The organism is Aeromonas sp. Marseille-Q5825, from assembly GCF_946892685.1.
In the GTDB taxonomy this organism is placed as follows: Bacteria; Pseudomonadota; Gammaproteobacteria; order Enterobacterales; family Aeromonadaceae; genus Aeromonas; species Aeromonas rivipollensis.
On sequence record NZ_CAMPOU010000001.1, the window covers coordinates 1,258,252 to 1,276,666 of the forward strand.

Consider the following 18,415-nt stretch of genomic DNA (forward strand, 5'->3'; position numbering starts at 1 on the left):
CGCACAGGGGGCAGGCACTGCCCATACGGGTATTGCTCGTCACCTGCACGCAACAATTTGTTGGCATTGTTAGCCAGCTCCCAGCGACTCCGTCGCTAAGGGGGCAGAGTAGGCGCGATCTTGGCCGCTGGCCGAGTTCGACATCTAACAAGGTGCTGCGGCTCGCCTTGCGCGGGGCGCCAATAACATAATCTGCCCATAAAAAAGGAAACTGACCATGTCAGGAAGACACTCTCTGGTGGCGCTCGCGGTCGGGCTGGCGCTCTCAGGACAGGCACAGGCGCAACTGCTGATCAGCGAATACCTGGAAGGCTCTGGCAACAACAAGGCGGTGGAGCTAAGCAACCTCGGCTCGGACTCCGTCGATCTCGCCCAATACCGGCTGGCGCTCTACGCCAACGGCAAACCCCTCACCGATGCCCCCACCAACAGCCTGGCGCTGCAAGGCACCCTGGCCCCGGGGGCCAGCCTGGTGCTGGCCAACCCCTCCGCGAGCGGCGAGATTTTGGCCAAGGCCAATCAGACCAGCGGCAATCTGGTGTTCAATGGCGACGATGCTCTGGTGCTCTATCGCGGCAGCGAGATTGCAGACAGCTTAGGCCAGGTGGGGGTGGATCCCGGCACGGCCTGGGTCTCGGGCTCTGTTTCGACCCTGGACATGACGCTTCGCCGTAAGGCCACTGTCACCACGGGCCGCACTGATGCGACCGGCACCTTCGATCCGGCGCTTGAATACGTGGCGGCCCCCAAGGATGATGCCAGCGGTCTCGGCTGCAGCGGCGATGCACCCTGCGACGGCACCCAGCCACCCGCTTTCGTCTGCCCGGTCGATCAGCTGGTGCCCGTGCCCGCCATCCAGGGCCCGGGCAGCAGCAGCCCCCTGGTGCCGGCCGGCAAGTTTGAATCCGAGCAGGCCTATGCCACTCGCGGCGTGGTGACCCAGGTGGTGAGCGGCCTCTACAAGGGCTTCTTCATTCAGGACGCGCAGGGGGACGGGGATCCGGCCACTTCGGACGGCCTCTTCATCCACAGCACCCAGGTCAACGGCGCCCTGGTGCCGGGAGCCGAGGTGTGCGTCTCGGGCAAGGTCAAAGAGTATTTCAACCAGACCCAGCTCAGTGCCGATCAGCTGGTGATAACCCAGCCGGTGGGGGCCTTGCTGCCGGCGGTGGATCTGGTGCCTGTGGGAGGCGAGAGCCTGAGCCAGCTGCTGGAGCGCCACGAGGGGATGCAGGTGCGGCTGGTGCCGGAATCCAGCCTGGTGGTGACCCGCAACTTCAGCTTCGACTACGACGGCAAGCGCAACAACCTGGTGCTGGCCTATGGCGCGCCCCTCATCAAGTCGACCCAGAAGTTTGCCGCCCTGAGCCAGGAGGCGAGCGACTGGGCCCTGCGCAACCAGCAAAACCAGCTGGTGGTAGAGACGGACGCCAAGGCGCCGGACGGCGTGCTGCCCTGGTATCCCGGCTTCAACGCAGAGGATGGCTACCTGCGTATCGGCGACAGGCTCAACGGGCTTGAGGGGGCGCTCGGCTACTCCTACAACCTGTTCCGGCTGGTGGCCAGCAACCGCATCGACAGCAGCGACATAGATCACAGCGGCTGGGACAGGGTAGAGACGCCGGAGCTCGCCGAGGCGGGGGATCTGCGGGTTGCGAGCTTCAACGTGCTCAACTTCTTCACCACTGTGGTGGGGGGCGATGCCAACCCCACCGGCAGCAACAGAGGCGCCCTGACGGTGCCTGAGTTCGAGCTGCAGCGCACCAAGATCGTCAGCGCCATCACCCGCCTCAACGCGGACGTGGTGGGGCTGATGGAGATAGAGAACAACGGCTACGGCGACAACTCCGCCATCGCCAACCTGGTGGCGGCCCTCAACGCCGCCCAGCCGGACGAGACGGATCACTACGCCTGGGTGGCTTCCCCCGATGGCCAGCCCATAGGCACCGACGCCATCACAGTGGGCCTCATCTACCGACCCGCCAGCGTGACGCCGCAAGGGGCCGCCAGCCTCATAGTGCTGCCGGTGCAGCAGGCCGAGGCCCAGGACGCCAGTGGCAAGCCGGTGGCCATCAACCAGGGGATGCGCGAATCGCTGCTGCAGCGCTTCAGCTCTCCCAAGGGGGATGCGCCCCTGACCCTAGTGGTCAACCACCTCAAGTCCAAGGGCTCTGCCTGCTTCGAGGATTATCCCGACTACGTGACCGCCGACCCGCTGGACGGCCAGGGCCACTGCAACGCCCTGCGGGTCTCCGCCGCCAGGGTGCTGGGGGAGCGGCTCAAGGGGGTGAGCGGGGATCTGCTGCTCATCGGGGATCTGAACGCCTACGGCATGGAGGATCCTATCCGGGTGCTGACCGACTATGATCCGGCCGCCCAGGCGCGCCAGATCCTGAGCGCCTCCTTCACCACGCTGGCGGGCCAGCCTTATGAGGAGAGCGGCAGCGCCCTCGGCAAGGGCTATGGTCTGGTGAACCTCAACACCCGCTTCCACGGCACCGACACCTACTCCTACAGCTATGAGGGGGAGCTCGGCAACCTGGATCACGCCCTGGCCAATCCGAGCCTCGCGGCCAAGGTGATCGGTATCGAGGATTGGCACATCAACTCCGCCGAGAGCAACTTCTTCGAGTACGGCAACAAGTACAGCGGCCAGCTGGCGAAATCCGAGGGGCCCTTCAGCGCCTCGGATCATGATCCCGTGCTGGTGGCCATCCAGTATCCGCTGCCGCCCGCTGGAGTCTTGAGCCTGGAGAGCGCCGCCGCCAGCGTGGAGGAGGGCAGCACTCTCACGCTGTCCGTGGCGCGCCGGGACGGCACTTATGGGGAGGCAAGCGTCAGTTACCGCGTCGCCTACGGCAGCGCCGATGCCAAGGACGTGGCGCCACTCACCGGTACCCTGAACTGGGCGGCTGGCCAGAGCGACAGCCAGACCATCAGCATTCCGGTGAAGAGCGACACCCTGCACGAGGGGGATGAGACCTTCACCCTGGAGCTGTTCGAGGCAAGCGGCGCGGCCCTGGGTGAGCAACACCAGACTCTGGTGACCATCAAGGACAAGCTGGCGCCCTCCACCATAGCCCTGGCGAGCGCCAGCATGACGGTGAACGAAGGACAGTGGTTTGCCGAGATACCATTGGTGCGCAGCGGCGATCTCAGCAAGCCCGCCCGTGCCCAGTTGGGCCTTGAGGGGATCACGGCGCGCTGGGGGCTGGATTTCCTGCCCTGGTTCGGTCAGTCGGTGAGCTGGGCCGCGGGCGAGGGGGGCAGCAAGTCCATCAAGGTGCTGATCCTGGACGACTGGTTCGTGGAGTCCACCGAGCAGTTCAGCGTCAACCTCGAGAAGCTGAAAGGGGCCCAGCAGGGGGCGGTGCAGCAGACCCGGGTCGACATCCAGGACAACGACAAGCCCTGGTGGCCCTTCGGCCGCCACTGATGACAGTGAGCATACAGATGACACAAGGGGCCCGCGGGCCCCTTCTTGCTGGTTGGCGCTTTGGCCTGACTGGCAGTGCTCCGCCTATGAAAAAGGCCCACCGCGTCGGGTGGGCCTTCTCCATGGCAGGGCGCTCCTAACGGAGTATCAACCCTGCGCGTTGCTCAGTACCAGCTTGCCATCCTTGACCGGAATGGTGGTGCCGGGTTTTTGTTCCATTCGCACTACCCCTTCCTGACCGGCGAGGCGGTAGGTGACGTCATAACCCAGGGTGCGGGTGCTGCTGTCCTGCACCGTCTTGCAGCGCTGCTCCGTGGTGGTGTAGGTGTCCCCCGCCTGCATGTTGCCCTGCACCTGGTTGCCGGCATAGCCACCGGCGGCGGCCCCGGCGACGGTGGCGACCTTCTTGCCGCTGCCCCCACCGAACTGGTGGCCCACCACGCCCCCGAGGGCCGCACCGACCACTGTGCCCAGGATCTTGTGTTCATCCTGCACCGGCTTGCGGTGGGTGACGGTGACGTTGCGGCACTCCTGGCGCGGTGTCTTGATGGTCTCGGTCACCGGTTTGCTGGCCAGCACCTCGGCAAACTGGGGCTCTGATGAAAACAGGGATCCGCTGGCTGCCGCCGACAAGGCCAGTGCAGAGGCCACACCGATCCCGATACCTGCCAACATGGATGTGTTCATCTCTTCTCTCCTTACAGTGATTGCCCTTGGGGCCTGGGCTCATTCTTGGCATTTTTGTCCCCGGGCTCAAGGCAATGGCCCTTCGGGTGCGACAGAGGCTGGCTGCGCCAAAAATGGCCCCGGCAAGGGAGCGTCTGTGATTGGCGACAAAAGATGATTGATGGCGTCGCGAGAGTCTGGGGCAGGGGGCGCAGCCCCTTAAGACGTTTCGCTAATACCTGGGCGTGCGCCCCCTTGGTACCCTCGTCGGGTATAAGGATCCGCCGCCTGCCAAGTGCCTTGTGCGCCGTGATCCGCGAGACTCCCCCCGCTTTGTGCCCATATGAGGAAGGAACCCGATGACAAAGCCGCACATCTACGAGACTGGCCTTGGCAAGACGCCCGCCAATTTCGAGGCCCTGACCCCCTTGAGCTTTCTGGCCCGGGCGGCCCGGGTCTATCCCGACTACCCGGCCCTGATCCACGGCCCCTTGCGCCAGAGCTGGGCCCAGACCGAGGTGCGCTGTCGCCAGCTCGCCTCTGCCCTGCGCCTGCACGGCATCGGCGAGGGGGACACTGTCTCCATCGTTGCTCCCAATGTCCCGGCCATGTTTGAGGCCCACTTCGGGGTACCCATGAGCGGCGCCGTGCTCAACACCATCAACACCCGGCTCGATGCAGAGTCCATGGCCTTCATCTTCCAGCATGCCCAGAGCAGGGTGGTACTGGTGGACAGGGAGTTTGGCGCCCTGGTGCGCAAGGCGCTGGCGCTGATCGAGCAAAGCCCCCTGGTGATCGCCATCGATGATCCCCTCTATCGGGAGGGGGAGCTGGTCGGCGAACTGACCTACGAGGACTTTATTGCCGGGGGCAACGGCGACGAGCCCGGCTGGCTGCCGGCGGACGAGTGGCAGGCGATTTCCCTGAACTACACCTCGGGCACCACGGGCAACCCCAAGGGGGTGGTCTATCACCATCGCGGCGCCCACCTCAATGCGGTCAACAATGTGCTCTCCTGGGAGCTGCCCAAGCACCCCGTCTATCTGTGGACCCTGCCGATGTTCCACTGCAACGGCTGGTGCTTCCCCTGGACCCTGGCGGCCACCGCCGGGGTGAGCGTCTGCCTGCGCCATGTGCAGGCGGGCGCCATCTATGAGGCGCTGCACGAACACAGGGTGACGCATTTTTGCGCCGCCCCCATAGTGCTCAACATGCTGAACAACGCCGATCCAGCCCTGAAACTGGGGCTCGATCACCCCATCAAGGCGATGACGGCGGGGGCGGCGCCACCTGCCACCGTGATCGCCGGCATGGAGGCCATGGGGATAGCCGTGACCCATGTCTATGGCCTCACCGAGACCTATGGCCCCTGCGTGGTGTGCGAGCCTCAGCGCAGCTGGCAAGGGCAGGATGCCACTGCGCTCTCCCGGCTCAAGGCACGCCAGGGGGTGGCCTCTCCATTGCAGGGAGAGATGCAGGTAGCCAACCCCGTCAGCGGCGAGCCTGTGCCCCGGGATGGCAAGACCCTGGGGGAGATCTTCCTGCGCGGCAACATCGTCATGAAGGGCTACCTCAAGAACCCGGCGGCGAGCGAAGAGGCGATGGCGGAGGGCTGGTTTCGAAGCGGGGATCTGGCGGTCTGGCACCCGGACGGCTACGTGGAGATCAAGGACAGATCCAAGGACATCATCATCTCGGGCGGGGAGAACATCTCCAGCCTGGAGGTGGAGGACGTGCTCTATCGCCACCCGGACGTGGACGAGGCCGCGGTGATCGCCATGGCGGACGAGAAGTGGGGGGAGGTGCCCTGCGCCTTCGTGAAGCTCAAGGAGGGCCGTGTGCTCAGCCAGGCGGAGCTGATCGCCTTCTGCCGCGAGCAGATGGCCCACTTCAAGGCCCCCAAGCGCATCATCTTCACCCCCCTGCCCAAGACCTCCACCGGCAAGGTGCAAAAGTTCATGTTGCGCAAGCAGCTGGAGTGATCCCGTCGAAGGGGATGCGGACGGGCATCTGAGGGCAGTTCATCTCCTGTGGTCATGTAAATGTGTCGCAGGACAGTCCAGGTCAACGGTGTTGAATAACCCATGTCAACGCCGTTGACTTGCATGGGGGACAAACCTAAAATCGCTCCTCATGACAACTTGGAAAGGGAAGGGAATATGATCAAGGATGCTGTTACCGAGGGGGTGGTGAAATTGAGTGGTGCTGACACAACCAAAGCCTTGATCCTAGATGTTGCCCGAAAACTTTTCTCTTCAACTGGCTACAGAGCGACGTCGCTCAGGGCCATCGCAAAGGAAGTCGGGGTCGATCCCGCATTGCTCATCCGCTATTTCGGCTCCAAGGAGGAGCTTTTTCTCGAAGCGCTGGCCATCAGCGACTTTTGTGAAAAAGCACTCACAGGTTCATTGGATGGCATGGGATACCGTATCGTTCTTGAGCTGATATCCGGCGACATTAAAAATAAAATGAGTTCCTATGTGTCTTTGGTTCAGGCCTCTGACAGCGAGACCATAAGAACCCGTTTACAGGATGTCGTTAGAACTCGATTCGTTGAGCAACTGGCGCAGCGTTTACCCGGGCAGGATGCTGAGTTGAGAGCACACCTTATTTCTGCCCAGACGGGGGGGCTTATCAATTCATTGGCCGTTATTCAGCACGAAACACTGCTGGCAACGCCAATCGATATTATTGCCGAGCATTATGGCGCAGCGATACAGCTCTTGATCGATGGCAAGCCAGCCTGATAACGATTTATTGAGATTGGATTGCTGCTTTAAGCAATATTGATATCACCAGCTTTTGATGTGAAGCTTTTTTAAACCCATTTAAAACAGGCGGTTTCGCTGTGTCAAACTATCTTCTGGTTGATGAAACCAAGTGGGAGCGTGCACTCCATTGCAATATTTTCAAGAATTTCAGCAATCCACTCTATGGCGTGACCGTTGAGCTGGATGTGACGAAATTTATAAACAAAATCCGCAAGCTGGAGACATCATTCACCTTTGCCATGATATTCGTCACGGCCAGGTGTGCAAATGAAATAGAGGCATTTCGCTACCGATTTTTGGATGGGCGCGTGGTGCTATACGATCAAATCAATACTGTGTTTACTTACCTTGACAAGGAAACAGAGTTATTTAAGGTTGTTGACGCCCCATTGACGGATACGCTGCAGACCTATGTGTTGGCGGCGCAGCAGGCCGCGCTTGCACAACAGGCGTATTTTACAGCGCCAGCGGGAGGCAATGTTTTTCAATTTTCACCGCTACCTTGGTTCTCATATACACAACTGTCTCATACATTCTCCGGAGACAAAGAGAACGCCATCCCTCTTTTCAATTGGGGAAAGTATTCCGAGAGAGAGGGCCGTGTCATGCTGCCTTTTTCCGTACAGGTGCATCACTCCTTTGTTGATGGCATTCATATCGGCAGGTTTCTCGAAAAACTGCAAGCAGCACTCAATGAAGGCTGAGCATGAATGACAGAATTATCGCAATAAGGCTCAATATGAAAGATAGAATAGATGACGGCATCGCCGAGTATTACCAAGAAGAGTTCAATGGTCTCAAGTTTGCCGACACCCATATCTACGCAAAAGTATTTGAAGACTGTGTCTTTGTGAATTGCTCCTTCAATGGTGCCCATTTTCAACGTTGCAAGTTCGTTGATTGCGTCTTCAAAAATTCAGATCTGAGCAACCTCCGCGTTGATAGCAGCCGATTTTTAGCCGTGCTTTACGAAGAGTGTAAAATTATCGGGGTTGACTGGACTAAAGCCGAGTGGTCACGATTTGTGGTGCCTGGTCAGCTCATGTTCAAAAAATCTATATTAAATGACTCCTCGTTCTTTGGTCTTAAATTACCTGGGATGATCATGGAGGAGTGCAAGGTAAGGGCAGCGGACTTCAGAGGTGGCGACTTCAGCAAATCCGACTTCTCATACTCGGATTTTACTGAAAGCATGTTCGGCAATACCAACCTGAACGGTACTGATTTCAGGGAGGCGACAAATTACCGTATCGATGTGCGGGACAATCACCTGAAAGGGACTAAATTCACACGACTTGAGGCAATCCATTTGCTGGATGGTTTTGGATTCGAGCTGTTTGATTGAAAGCCAAATGCCAGTCAATGGCTTGTGCCGTGAATATTTTTTAATCATGCGGAGCAATCATCCCGGGCAGAACCATTATTTGACTGTAAGGTCTTGCTCGGATTTAAAAGGGAGGAATAACGCCTCCCTCTTGTTTATTTTTAATATCGCAAAGACTCACCCCTTTAACTGGTCGAGGCAAGCCGGGTGAGCCGTCGGATATCAATACACCGATCATTTGTGATGCCGCTCATGAGGGCGTTGCACCACGTCTTGCAGGGCCCGGCCTTTCGTTCTGCGAAGGCCTGTTGCAAGTTCAACAGGCTCACTGTTTGCTGGGGAAGAGATGGCGGGTCTGTCATACCCTAGCCTATCAGCGGGGAGGATTGGCGCCCCTGATACGTTTGTGCAGTGCCTCCCACAGGCCGGTGATGAAGTAGTAAAGTCCCCCTGCTTCACTGGCCTTGGTGTACTCGGCGAGCGGCTCTATCATGCCGCTCTTGAACTTGTCGAGCGCCTCTTTCTCGTTGGCTGCATCGATATAATCCCCCACCACCTCGAAGCCCTGCTCCAGCAGCTGTGACTTTTCAGGTAAAAAAGAGGGGGAAGACATCAGCAAGAAGGTGACGCTGGCGGGATCCTGTCCCTGACGGAAGAACTGGTATTTGCTCATAGGGCCTCTGGGGGTGAACTGTGCCCCTGCATTATCCATGGGGGCTTTCCCGCCGGACAGGCCCCATTTGCGACATCCCAAGGGGCCTTTATTCAGGTCGGCTTCAGTCAGCGCCTTGGTGGTTTGCCCTTGCCAAACAGCCGGGGGGCATTAAGCAGGGTATAAGCGAAGAGGCTTATGGTGCTGGGGCCGCCATAGGGGCGGCTGGGATCGGCCATGTTGAGCTGATGGGATTCGGCCGCCGTGCGGGCATCAGGGGCCAGTATGGGTTCGCCTATGACCTCGAACCCCTGCGCCAGCAAAACGGCCTTGTCTGCCAGGAAGCTGGCCGACGCCATGTCGAGCAAGGTGAAGGCGGCGGGCGCCTCCGGGGTGGAGAAAACCTGAAATTTGTTCATAGCGCCTGGGGAGGTGAAGGGGGTTCGCCATTATCGCCGCCGGCCCTGGGATGAGCGACTCCCTGTTCAGGGGGGGCAAGCCTTGGTATTCCGGCCCGATCAGGGGAACGGAGCTAATCCCCGAGAAATAGGCTTGAAAGGCGTTGATCCTCCCACGAGGAGGGGGGTGACGCTGGTGCATAAAAAACGGGCCCATCAGGGCCCGTTTTGTCTAATTACAAAGACTACTTGTTGTGGCGCTCATGGAGGCGTTGCACCACATCCTTCAGACCCAGCCCCTCGTTTTGCAGCAGCACCGTCAGGTGGTAGAGCAGGTCAGCGGATTCGTTGATGAGCTCTTCTCTGTCTTTCGCCATGGCGGCCAGGGCTACTTCCACCCCCTCTTCACCCACCTTCTGGGCGATGCGCTTGGTACCCTTGCCGTAGAGGCTGGCGGTGTAGCTGGTAGCAGGGTCCGCCCCCTTGCGCGAGGCCAGGATCTGCTCGAGCTCTGCCAGGAAACCGAGCGGCGGCAGCGGATGACCGTCGAAGCAGGAAGGGGTGCCCAGGTGGCAGGTGGGGCCGACCGGATCGGCGGCGACCAGCAAGGAGTCCTGATCGCAGTCGGTGCTGATGGCCACGAGTTTGAGCACATGGCCCGAGCTCTCACCCTTGGTCCAGAGGCGCTGCTTGCTGCGACTGAAGAAGGTGACCTGGCCGGTGGCCTGGGTCTTCTCCAGGGCTTCGCGGGTCATGAAGCCCTGCATCAGCACCTCGCCGCTCACGGCATGCTGGACGATGGCGGGGATCATGCCGTCACATTTTGCCCAATCGAGGCGGTCGATGAGGGTGGGATCAATCAAGGGATTATTCACGGATGGCGACTCCTTCGTTTTTCAGCCAGCGTTTCAATTCGGGAATGGGGATAAGGCCCTTGTGGAATACGGAGGCCGCCAGGGCCCCGTCCACGTCGGCCTGGGTAAAAGCATCGAGGAAATGGACCATGGTGCCGGCGCCGCCGGAGGCAATCAGCGGCACCTTGCAGACGGCTCGTACCAGCTTGAGCTGCTCGAGATCATAGCCCTGGCGCATGCCGTCCTGGTTCATCACGTTCAGCACGATTTCGCCAGCGCCGCGCTTTTGCACCTCCTTGACCCACTCCAGGGTGGTCCAGCTGGTGGTGAGGGTGCGGCTCTCGTCACCGGTGAACTGCTTGACCTGATACTGGCCGCTCGCCGCATCGAAGTAGGAGTCGATGCCGACCACCACGCACTGCACGCCGAAGCGTTCCGCCAGTCGGGTGATCAGGGTGGGATCGGCCAGGGCCGGGGAGTTGATGGAGACCTTGTCGGCACCAAACTCCAGGATCTGGCGGGCATCTTCGACGCTCTTGATACCGCCGGCGACGCAGAAGGGGATATCGATGACCTCGGCCACCCGGCTCACCCAGCTCTTGTCCACCACGCGGGCGTCGCTCGAGGCGGTGATGTCATAGAACACCAGCTCGTCGGCACCCTCCTCGGCGTAGCGGCGGGCCAGCTCGACTATGCCGCCCATCACCTCGTGGTTGCGAAACTGCACGCCCTTGACCACAACGCCATCTTTGACGTCAAGGCAGGGGATAATACGCTTTGACAACATGCTCATTGCTCCATGTAAAGCACAGTTAAAAAAACTTCGTTCTGCCGGTGACGCAGGATCAGGCGGCGGACGGAAAAGCGGTTGGCATGCTTTCTCTGCTGGATCCTGAGCGGGAAACGGCGCGCTCTTCGGGCGGCGCGGCCCAGGGGGAACCAACACTATATGCATGACTTTATTCAGTGATTCAACCCTTTGTCTCCTTTCGCCTGGCCCGGGGGCAGCGAAGGGCCATCGGGCAGGGGGGAGATAACGTCAGTTGGGGGCTCATCTGCTTCCACGCATTGGCGAAGGGTGAGCAGGGCACCGTCGAAGTTGAATGCCTTCAACTGCCTGGCCAGGGTCTCGCTGCGTGGCCCCAGCATGAGCCGCAAGGGGGCGGCATACTGCTCGAACAGCGGGATCACGGCGGTATCGCTTTGCGCCAGCAGCGTCTCCATCTGGTGTCGCAGATCCCGTTGCCACTGGCTGCCAAGGGGGATGAGCTCCGCCGCAGGGACGGGCGCTTCCTCCCCCAATCGTTCGCGCAGGGCAACCAAGGCCCCGGCGATGGCCGTCATCAGGGCGGGCTGTTCAAGGCCATCCTCCGCGAGCCTCTGTTCCAGCTGCAGGCACTGCTGCGCGAGGTCCGTCATCCCAAGGGTGCTCGCGACCCCGCGCAAGGTGTGAACCAGTCGGGTGGCGGTCACACTGTCACCCGTTTGCAGATGGTGGCCGAGCAGGGCCATGTCCTGGTGATGCTCGCTGGCGAAGTGGCGCAGCAAGGCAAGGTATTTTTCCTGATTGCCCTGCAGTGCCGCCAACCCCTGTTGCAGATCCAGCCCGGGGAAGCCATGCAGGGGGGCGAGGGGGCCTGCCTGCATGTCGCGGGGCAGGTCCTGCTCATCGGGCTCCACCATCCCGTTGCTGGGCAGCCAGCGCTGCAGCGCCTCAAACAGCTTGGCGGGGGTGACAGGCTTGGCGATGAAGTCGTTCATGCCGGCCGATTCGCTCGCCTGCCTGTCTTCCTCGAAGGCGCTTGCCGTCAGGGCCAGTATGGGGATCCGCTCCCGGCCGGGCAGGGCGCGGATGGCGCGGGTGGCGCTGTAGCCATCCATCAGCGGCATCTGTATGTCCATCAGGATGAGATCGTAGGGATGCTGGCGGACGCGCTCCAGCGCCTCCTGACCATTGACGGCGGTCTCGATGACCAGGCCGCTGTGGCAAAGCAGCTCCAGCACCACCTCGCGGTTGATGGCGTTGTCCTCCACCAGCAGCACCCGGGCCCTGTGGGGGAAGAAGGTCTGCGCCAGGCTCTGCGCAGGCGGGAGCGGTTGCGGCGCCTCCCCCTGACCCGCCGAGAGGGCGGCGGTGAACCAGAAACAGCTGCCCTGGCCAAGGGTGCTGTTGACGCCAGCCTCTCCTCCCATCAGGGCGGCAAGCCGACTGGTGATCGCGAGCCCGAGGCCTGTGCCGCCGTATTTGCGGGTGGTGGAGACGTCGGCCTGCTCGAAGGCCTGGAACAGCTTCTCGCACTGCTCCGGACTGATGCCGATGCCGGTATCTTCTACCTCGAAGCGCAGCAGGTAGCCGCCGGCAAGCGGACGGGCCATCCGTACCCGCAGGGTGACAGCGCCCTGCTCGGTAAACTTGATGGCATTGGCGGCGTAGTTGAGCAGTGCCTGGCGCAGGCGGGTGATGTCGCCATGAACCCAGGTGGGCGAGTCTCCCATGTCGACCATGAGGCTGAGGCCCTTGGCGCTGGCCTGCTCGCTCATCAGGGCGCTGACGTTGTCCAGCATGGCGATGAGGGAGAAGTCACCTTGCTCCAGCGCCATCTTGCCCGCATCTATCTTGGAGAGATCCAGGATGTCATTGATGATGGTGAGCAGGTGCTGGGCGGCATTGTCGATCTTCTCCAGCCGCTCGTGCTGGGTGCTGTCCGGGGTGTCGCGCTTGAGCAGATACGTCAACCCCAGGATGGCGTTCATGGGCGTGCGGATCTCGTGGCTCATGTTGGCCAGGAAGGCGCTCTTGGCGCGGTTGGCACTCTCGGCACGCTGATGGGCCTGGGCAAGTTGCAGGGTGCGTTCGTTGACCATCTCCTCCAGGTGGTAACGGTACTGATCCAGCTCCTCGCCGAGCTGTTTCTTCTCTGTGATGTCGGCCTGTACCGCCACATAGTGGGTCACTCCCCCGTTCTCCTGGCGAATGGGGGAGATGGCCGCCAGCACCTGATAGTGTGAGCCGTCCTTGCGCCGGTTGACGAACTCGCCGTGCCAGCGCTGGCCGCGCTTGATGGCATCCCACAGGGCGATATAGGTGGCTCTGGGGGTGAGGCCGGAGCGCAGCAGTGAGGGAGTCTGACCGATGACCTCGTCCTGCCGGTAGCCGCTGATGGCCAGGAAGGCCGCGTTGACATATTCGATGCGGGCCCCGGTGTCCGTGATGAAGACGCCGTCTGGGCTCTGCTCCAGAGCCAGGGAGAGTTGCCTCAGCTGTTGCTCCGCCTGCTTGCGCTCTGTGATGTCAAGATGGATGCCGAGCAGACGCAGGGGACGCTGCCAGGCATCCCGATAGACGCTGCCCTTGCTCACCAGCCAGCATAGGTCACCGTTTGGCAGCAGGATCCGGAACTCGATTTCGAAGGGCTTGTCGCTGACCGACAGTTCGGACAGCAAGGCGTCGATACGGGGCTTGTCCTCCGGGTGCAGGCAAGCCTGCCAGGCGTGAAAGGTCGTGAGTTGTTCGGCGTGGCGGCCATAGAGGCGGGCGCATTCCGGGGAGAAGAAGAGGTGATCATTGACCATGTCCCACTCCCAGATCCCGACGTGGGCGCCCTCCTGGGCCATCAGCAGCCGTTGCTCGCTCTCGCGCAGGGCGCTGCTGATGGACTCGGCTCGGACCCGGGCACTGATGGCATCGTCCATCAGGTTCAGTGCCGCCAGGCGGGCGCGGCGCTGGGTATCGAGCGCCACCTGCTGATTGTGCAGCAACTGCTGCTCGGCCAGCTTGCGCTCCGTGATGTCCTGCACAGTGCCATAGAGCTCGACGACATTGCCGTCCCCGTCCCGCAAGGCGGCCCCACGGGCGGTGACCCAGACTGGGTTCCCCTGCTCGTTGATGACGCAGGCATCGCATTCATAGGGTTGCCCGTTGTGCAGGCAGCGCTCGACGGCCTGGGCTAGGGTGTGCCAACCCTCCTGGGTGAAGTACTTTTTGACCTCGGGATAGACGGCAGGGGGGAGGGCGGGATCACGGCCGTAGATGCGGTAGATCTCCGGGGACCAGAAGTGGCTGTCGTCGCTGACACGCCAGCGCCAGTTGCCGATCTTGGCCAGCCGCTGGGATTCTCGCAGTATCCCCTCGTTGCGGCGCAGGGCCTCTTCGGTCTCCTTGTTCTGCTGATTGTCCTCGATGATGGAGATGAAGTAATCGGGCTCTCCCTCGAGATCCCTGACCAGGGCCACCGTCAGTGTCGTCCAGATGATCTCGCCCCCCTTGCGCAGATAGCGCTTCTCCAGGGTGTAGTGGGGCAGCTCGCCTGCCAGCATCCTGGTGACATAGTGCTGATCGATGAAGAGATCGTCCGGGTGGGTGATCTGCTGGAAGCTCATGCCCATGAGCTCATCGGCACTGTAGCCCAGCATGTCGCACAGGCGCTGATTGACCCTCAGCCAACCGCCATCGGGGGCGACCAGGGCGATGCCGACTGCCGCCTGCTCGAAGGTGACCTGGAAGCGGTTTTCGCTCTGTTGCAGGCGGGATTGGGTGCTGATCAGTTCCTGCCAGCGCTGGATCTCCCGGGCGCGGGAGTGGTGGATGGCGGCGCTGAGCAGGCTGACGAGCACGCCGTTGGCGATCAGGAGTCCCCACTGCACCAGATCCTGACCGGCCGCCACTGTCAGCTCATGGATCGGGGGCAGCAGGAAATAGGTGGTGACCAGGGCAGTGATCAGGGTGCAGAGCAGGCCTGGCAGCAAGCCCCCCAGCAGGGCGCAGATGATGATGGGCAGCATGAAGAGCACCAGCAACGGCCGCTCGCCAAAGGCGATGGGCAGCTGGACCCGGATCTGCAGCATCAGGACGGGCAGCAGCAGGGCCAACAGGCAAACGCCCCAGCGCTGGGTGGCTGGGCGGACGTGCCACAGTTGCGGTCGGTTAATCATGGGTGCTCCTCCGGCGGCATGGGGGCCTGGGGGTAGGGCGGCGGTAGCCCGAGCTGGCGCGAGAGCTCATTGATCTGGTGCTTGAGGGTCAGCATGGCGAGCTCCCTGTCCACCATCACCTTGTTGAAACGCTCCAGCTCCTCGTTTTGCTGGCGCAGCTCCATGGCCTGGCGGGTCAGAGCCTGCTCGACCTGCTCCCGCTCGGTGACATCGAGCAAGAGCCCGAGCACGGCGGGCTGGCCGCGATAGTCGACACGCCGCCCGTACAGCTCCACCTCCAGGGCCTGGCTGCCGTGGTGCAGGGCGCTGAAGCGGGCATGGATGTCGCCACCCTCGTGCTCGCAGCGCAGCACCAGCTCGGCCACCCGTTCGCTGTCCTGTGGGCTTGCCAAGGCGTGCAGTGGACCGACGCCGAGCAGGGCGCCGGGGGAGTCATAGCCAAACAGGTGGGCAAAACAGGGGTTGATGTAGCAGAGCCGGCCCTGCTGGATGATGTAGATGCCGGCGAGGGATTGCTCCACCAGGGCGCGAAACAGTCCCTCCCGCTCCCGCAAATCTGCCTCGGCACGCTTGAAGCCCGTGATGTCGCGGGAGATACCGAAGATGCCGATCACCTGACCGTCGTTATCCTGCAGCGGCCCCTTGGTGGCGAGGAATACCCGATCGCCGCAGGGCAGGGTGAGATACTCCTCCTCGGTTTGCACCCGGTTGTTTTCTATCACCCGGCGGCCGGCGGCCATTAGCATCCGGGCCTGATCGGGGGGGAAGATGGCCAGGTCATCCTGGCCCAGCATCTCGGCGGCCGGCTTGCCCACGAACTGGCTGGCGGCGCGATTGAACAGTATGTATTTGCCCTCCTTGTCCTTGGCGAAGATGGCATCCTCCGAGCTGTCGGCGATGGCGGAGAGCAGTTGCAACGCCTGCAGCCTTTGTGCCTGGGAGTGGCGGACCTGCTCGGTCATCAGCAGTCGGGTGTGCTGGCGCAGCAATATGATGCCGGCGTTGGTGACGAAGAGTACCAGCAGGCTGATGAGACCGATCCAGATGCTCTCCTTGAAGCTGGCCTGGTTGAGCTCGGCCTTGTCTATCTTGGCCAGCAGATACCAGTCCGTGCCCTCGACCGGGTAGACGACGCCAAAGGCCGCCGTGTCGCGATAATCCTTGCCAGAGAGCACCCTGGGCCCTCGTTGCCCGGCATCCAGACGCAGATACTGGGCCGCCAGCAAGGTGTCGTGATGGAGCGGAAGGTGCAGGCGAAGGGCCGAGTCGGGGCGGTAACGTAGGTCGCTCAGATACTGCACCTGATCTGCGCGCTGGCGAAACAGCGTGGCTTCACCACTGCTGTCGGGGATGGGCCAGGGTTTGAGGATCTGGTTTATCCAGTGGCTGCCGCTTATCTGCAGCACTATGACGGGCGCCGGCCCCGCCGCCGTGGTCAGAGGCGCCACGAAGTCGATCCTGGGCTGGCCCAGCTCATCCAGATAGGGTCCGACCCTGAGTACTTTGCCCGCGGTCACCCGGGCCAGGGCATCGCGCAATGTGGCATTCATGATGCCCGCCCCCGGGGTCTGCCACAGGGGCTGGCCAGCCGGATCGAAGAGGGCCGCACCATCGAAACCTTCTGCCGAGATGAACTCCACCAGCCGCGTCAGCCGCTGTGCCTGTTCATCAGACGGCTTGGTCCTCTGAGCGGAGGGTGAGAGATCCCCATAGCGCGGGTTGTCGATGATCTGGCGCAGATCCTGCTCCCGATTGCCCAGCCACTCTGTGATGCGTCGGCTTTTTAGGTCCGCGATGGTTTCGAGCCGGGCGACCTCCTTGTCACGGGTCAGCCCGATATTCTGGGCGATGGCCATGGCAGTCAGGGCCAGAATGAGGCTGTTGAGCAGCAGTATGGGCAGCCACTGACGCCCGGAGAGCCGGGGGCTTGCCGTGGATTGATTGATGCGGCGGCGCAGCATGGTATAGAGCATGAGCGCTGTGATGAGGATAAACAGCCAGCCCTTGATGGTGCTGGCCAGGGCGAACTGGGCCGGGGTGCTGAAGAGCCACTCCACCGCCTTGTCCGAGAGCAGGATCCACAGGCTTGCCACGGCGGCATAGGTGAGCACCACGTTGAGCACATGGGCTCGGGTCAGGGGAGGCTGTTCAGCCATGGGCGACCTCGGCGTCATCCTGATAACGCTCGGCTATGGTGACGAACTGTTCGAAATGGCTGTCGAAGGCCGCCACCACGTCCGGGTCAAAATGCTGGCCGCTGCCAGAGAGGATCAGGGTGCGCGCCTCCTCATAGGACATGGCTGGCTTGTAGACCCGGACGCTGATGAGGGCGTCAAACACATCCGCCAGCGCCATCAACCTGGCCGAGAGGGGAATGGCGTCGCCACAGAGGCCGTCCGGGTAGCCGCTGCCGTCCCACTTCTCGTGGTGCCAGTGAGCTATCTCCTTGGCCAGGGTGAGGAAGGCCAATGGCTGCTCCATATCCCGCTCGGCCTCCTCGATGGCATCGCTGCCGAGCTTGGCGTGGGTACGCATGATCTGCCACTCCTCGGGGGTCAGCTTGCCCGGCTTGAGCAGAATATGGTCGGGAATGCCGACCTTGCCGATGTCGTGCAGAGGAGCGGAGCGGCTCAGCAGATCGATGTAATCCGGCGACAGTGTCTCGGCAAAGCGGGGGTGACCGGCAAGGGCGCTCGCCAGCAGCCGTACATAGGCCTGGGTGCGCAGGATGTGATTGCCGGTCTCGGGATCGCGGATCTCCGCCAGATGGGCCAGCGCCCGGATGGAGACCTGCTGGATCAGATCGTTTTCGGTCATCCGGCGCGCCACCTCGGCCTCCAGGGCCGCATTCTGATCGTGCAGACCATCCCGGGCCTGCTTGGCCTCCAGCTGGGTGCGCACGCGCGCCTGGACGATGACAGGCTTGATGGGTTTGGTGATGTAGTCGACGGCCCCGAGCGACAGGCCGAACTCCTCGCTTTGGGGATCGGCGAGGGCGGTGAGCAGCACCACGGGAATGCGGTGGGTCTCGGGGTTGGTGCGCAGCTGTCTGAGTACCTCATAGCCGTCCATGCCGGGCATCATCACGTCCAGCAGGATGAGATCCGGTCTCGTCTTGCCACTGGCAATGCGCAGGCACTTCTCCCCGCTCTGGGCGGCGAGCACCCTATAGGTGGGTGAGAGCAATTCGGTCAGCACCATCAGGTTCTCGGGAGAGTCATCGACGATGAGGATGGTGGCACAGTGAGATGTGAACATAAGCCTTCCGTGACGTTATCTCGATGAGTCCGAGTATAGAGTCAATTGCTTCCAGATTATAAGGGCTTGCCGCTGCGCCCCCAGAAGAAGAGGTGCCTGTTCCGGCGCTGATGGCCGGACAGGC

The 18,415-nt window shown here is 61.8% G+C and carries 13 protein-coding genes; 5 read left to right on the top strand and 8 right to left on the bottom strand.

Annotated features, from left to right (window positions below; translation table 11 throughout):
- Positions 1-217 precede the first annotated feature (217 nt).
- Positions 218-3,436 (top strand): ExeM/NucH family extracellular endonuclease, encoded by a 3,219-nt coding sequence (locus OC537_RS05830; RefSeq protein ID WP_262110213.1) that lies wholly within the window; start codon positions 218-220, stop codon positions 3,434-3,436.
- 147 nt (positions 3,437-3,583) lie between these two features.
- On the opposite strand, the gene OC537_RS05835 is transcribed toward OC537_RS05830, so the two are convergent.
- On the bottom strand, positions 3,584-4,111 hold the full coding sequence (locus OC537_RS05835; RefSeq protein ID WP_216822100.1) for a glycine zipper 2TM domain-containing protein: 528 nt from the start codon (positions 4,109-4,111) through the stop codon (positions 3,584-3,586).
- 350 nt (positions 4,112-4,461) lie between these two features.
- Here OC537_RS05835 and OC537_RS05840 point away from each other — a divergent pair, with 350 nt between their 5' ends.
- From OC537_RS05840 to OC537_RS05855, 4 genes are all read left to right on the top strand, one after another.
- The gene (locus tag OC537_RS05840) at positions 4,462-6,084 is read left to right on the top strand and encodes an acyl-CoA synthetase (protein WP_262110217.1); all 1,623 of its coding nucleotides are present in this window, start codon (positions 4,462-4,464) and stop codon (positions 6,082-6,084) included.
- 177 nt (positions 6,085-6,261) lie between these two features.
- Positions 6,262-6,849 (top strand): TetR/AcrR family transcriptional regulator, encoded by a 588-nt coding sequence (locus OC537_RS05845; RefSeq protein WP_262110219.1) that lies wholly within the window; start codon positions 6,262-6,264, stop codon positions 6,847-6,849.
- A 101-nt stretch (positions 6,850-6,950) separates the two neighbouring features.
- The gene (locus OC537_RS05850; protein WP_262110221.1) at positions 6,951-7,577 is read left to right on the top strand and encodes a CatA-like O-acetyltransferase; all 627 of its coding nucleotides are present in this window, start codon (positions 6,951-6,953) and stop codon (positions 7,575-7,577) included.
- A 2-nt stretch (positions 7,578-7,579) separates the two neighbouring features.
- Positions 7,580-8,218, top strand: coding sequence for a pentapeptide repeat-containing protein (locus tag OC537_RS05855; RefSeq protein ID WP_163154908.1), 639 nt, complete (start codon positions 7,580-7,582; stop codon positions 8,216-8,218).
- 352 nt (positions 8,219-8,570) lie between these two features.
- Here OC537_RS05855 and OC537_RS05860 read toward each other — a convergent pair whose 3' ends face one another.
- The 7 genes from OC537_RS05860 to OC537_RS05890 form a co-directional block, all read right to left on the bottom strand.
- A complete protein-coding gene (locus tag OC537_RS05860; protein WP_139746331.1) occupies positions 8,571-8,870 on the bottom strand; it encodes a hypothetical protein in 300 nt (99 codons plus the stop codon).
- Between the two features lie 107 nt (positions 8,871-8,977).
- Complete coding sequence (locus OC537_RS05865) at positions 8,978-9,268, bottom strand: hypothetical protein (RefSeq protein WP_262110228.1); 291 nt, start codon at positions 9,266-9,268, stop codon at positions 8,978-8,980.
- Positions 9,269-9,492: 224 nt separating this feature from the next.
- Positions 9,493-10,122 (bottom strand): bifunctional phosphoribosyl-AMP cyclohydrolase/phosphoribosyl-ATP diphosphatase HisIE, encoded by a 630-nt coding sequence (gene hisIE, locus OC537_RS05870; RefSeq protein WP_163154902.1) that lies wholly within the window; start codon positions 10,120-10,122, stop codon positions 9,493-9,495.
- Positions 10,115-10,888, bottom strand: a complete 774-nt coding sequence (gene hisF, locus OC537_RS05875) for an imidazole glycerol phosphate synthase subunit HisF (RefSeq protein WP_163154900.1) — start codon at positions 10,886-10,888, stop codon at positions 10,115-10,117. Before hisF ends, hisIE begins: the two co-directional genes overlap by 8 nt.
- Before the next feature lie 176 nt (positions 10,889-11,064).
- Complete coding sequence (locus OC537_RS05880; RefSeq protein WP_262110235.1) at positions 11,065-15,033, bottom strand: PAS domain S-box protein; 3,969 nt, start codon at positions 15,031-15,033, stop codon at positions 11,065-11,067.
- Positions 15,030-17,189 (bottom strand): PAS domain S-box protein, encoded by a 2,160-nt coding sequence (locus OC537_RS05885; protein WP_262110237.1) that lies wholly within the window; start codon positions 17,187-17,189, stop codon positions 15,030-15,032. The genes OC537_RS05880 and OC537_RS05885 overlap by 4 nt, the downstream gene beginning before the upstream one ends.
- Positions 17,182-18,291 (bottom strand): two-component system response regulator, encoded by a 1,110-nt coding sequence (locus tag OC537_RS05890; RefSeq protein ID WP_106886828.1) that lies wholly within the window; start codon positions 18,289-18,291, stop codon positions 17,182-17,184. The genes OC537_RS05885 and OC537_RS05890 overlap by 8 nt, the downstream gene beginning before the upstream one ends.
- Positions 18,292-18,415 lie beyond the last annotated feature (124 nt).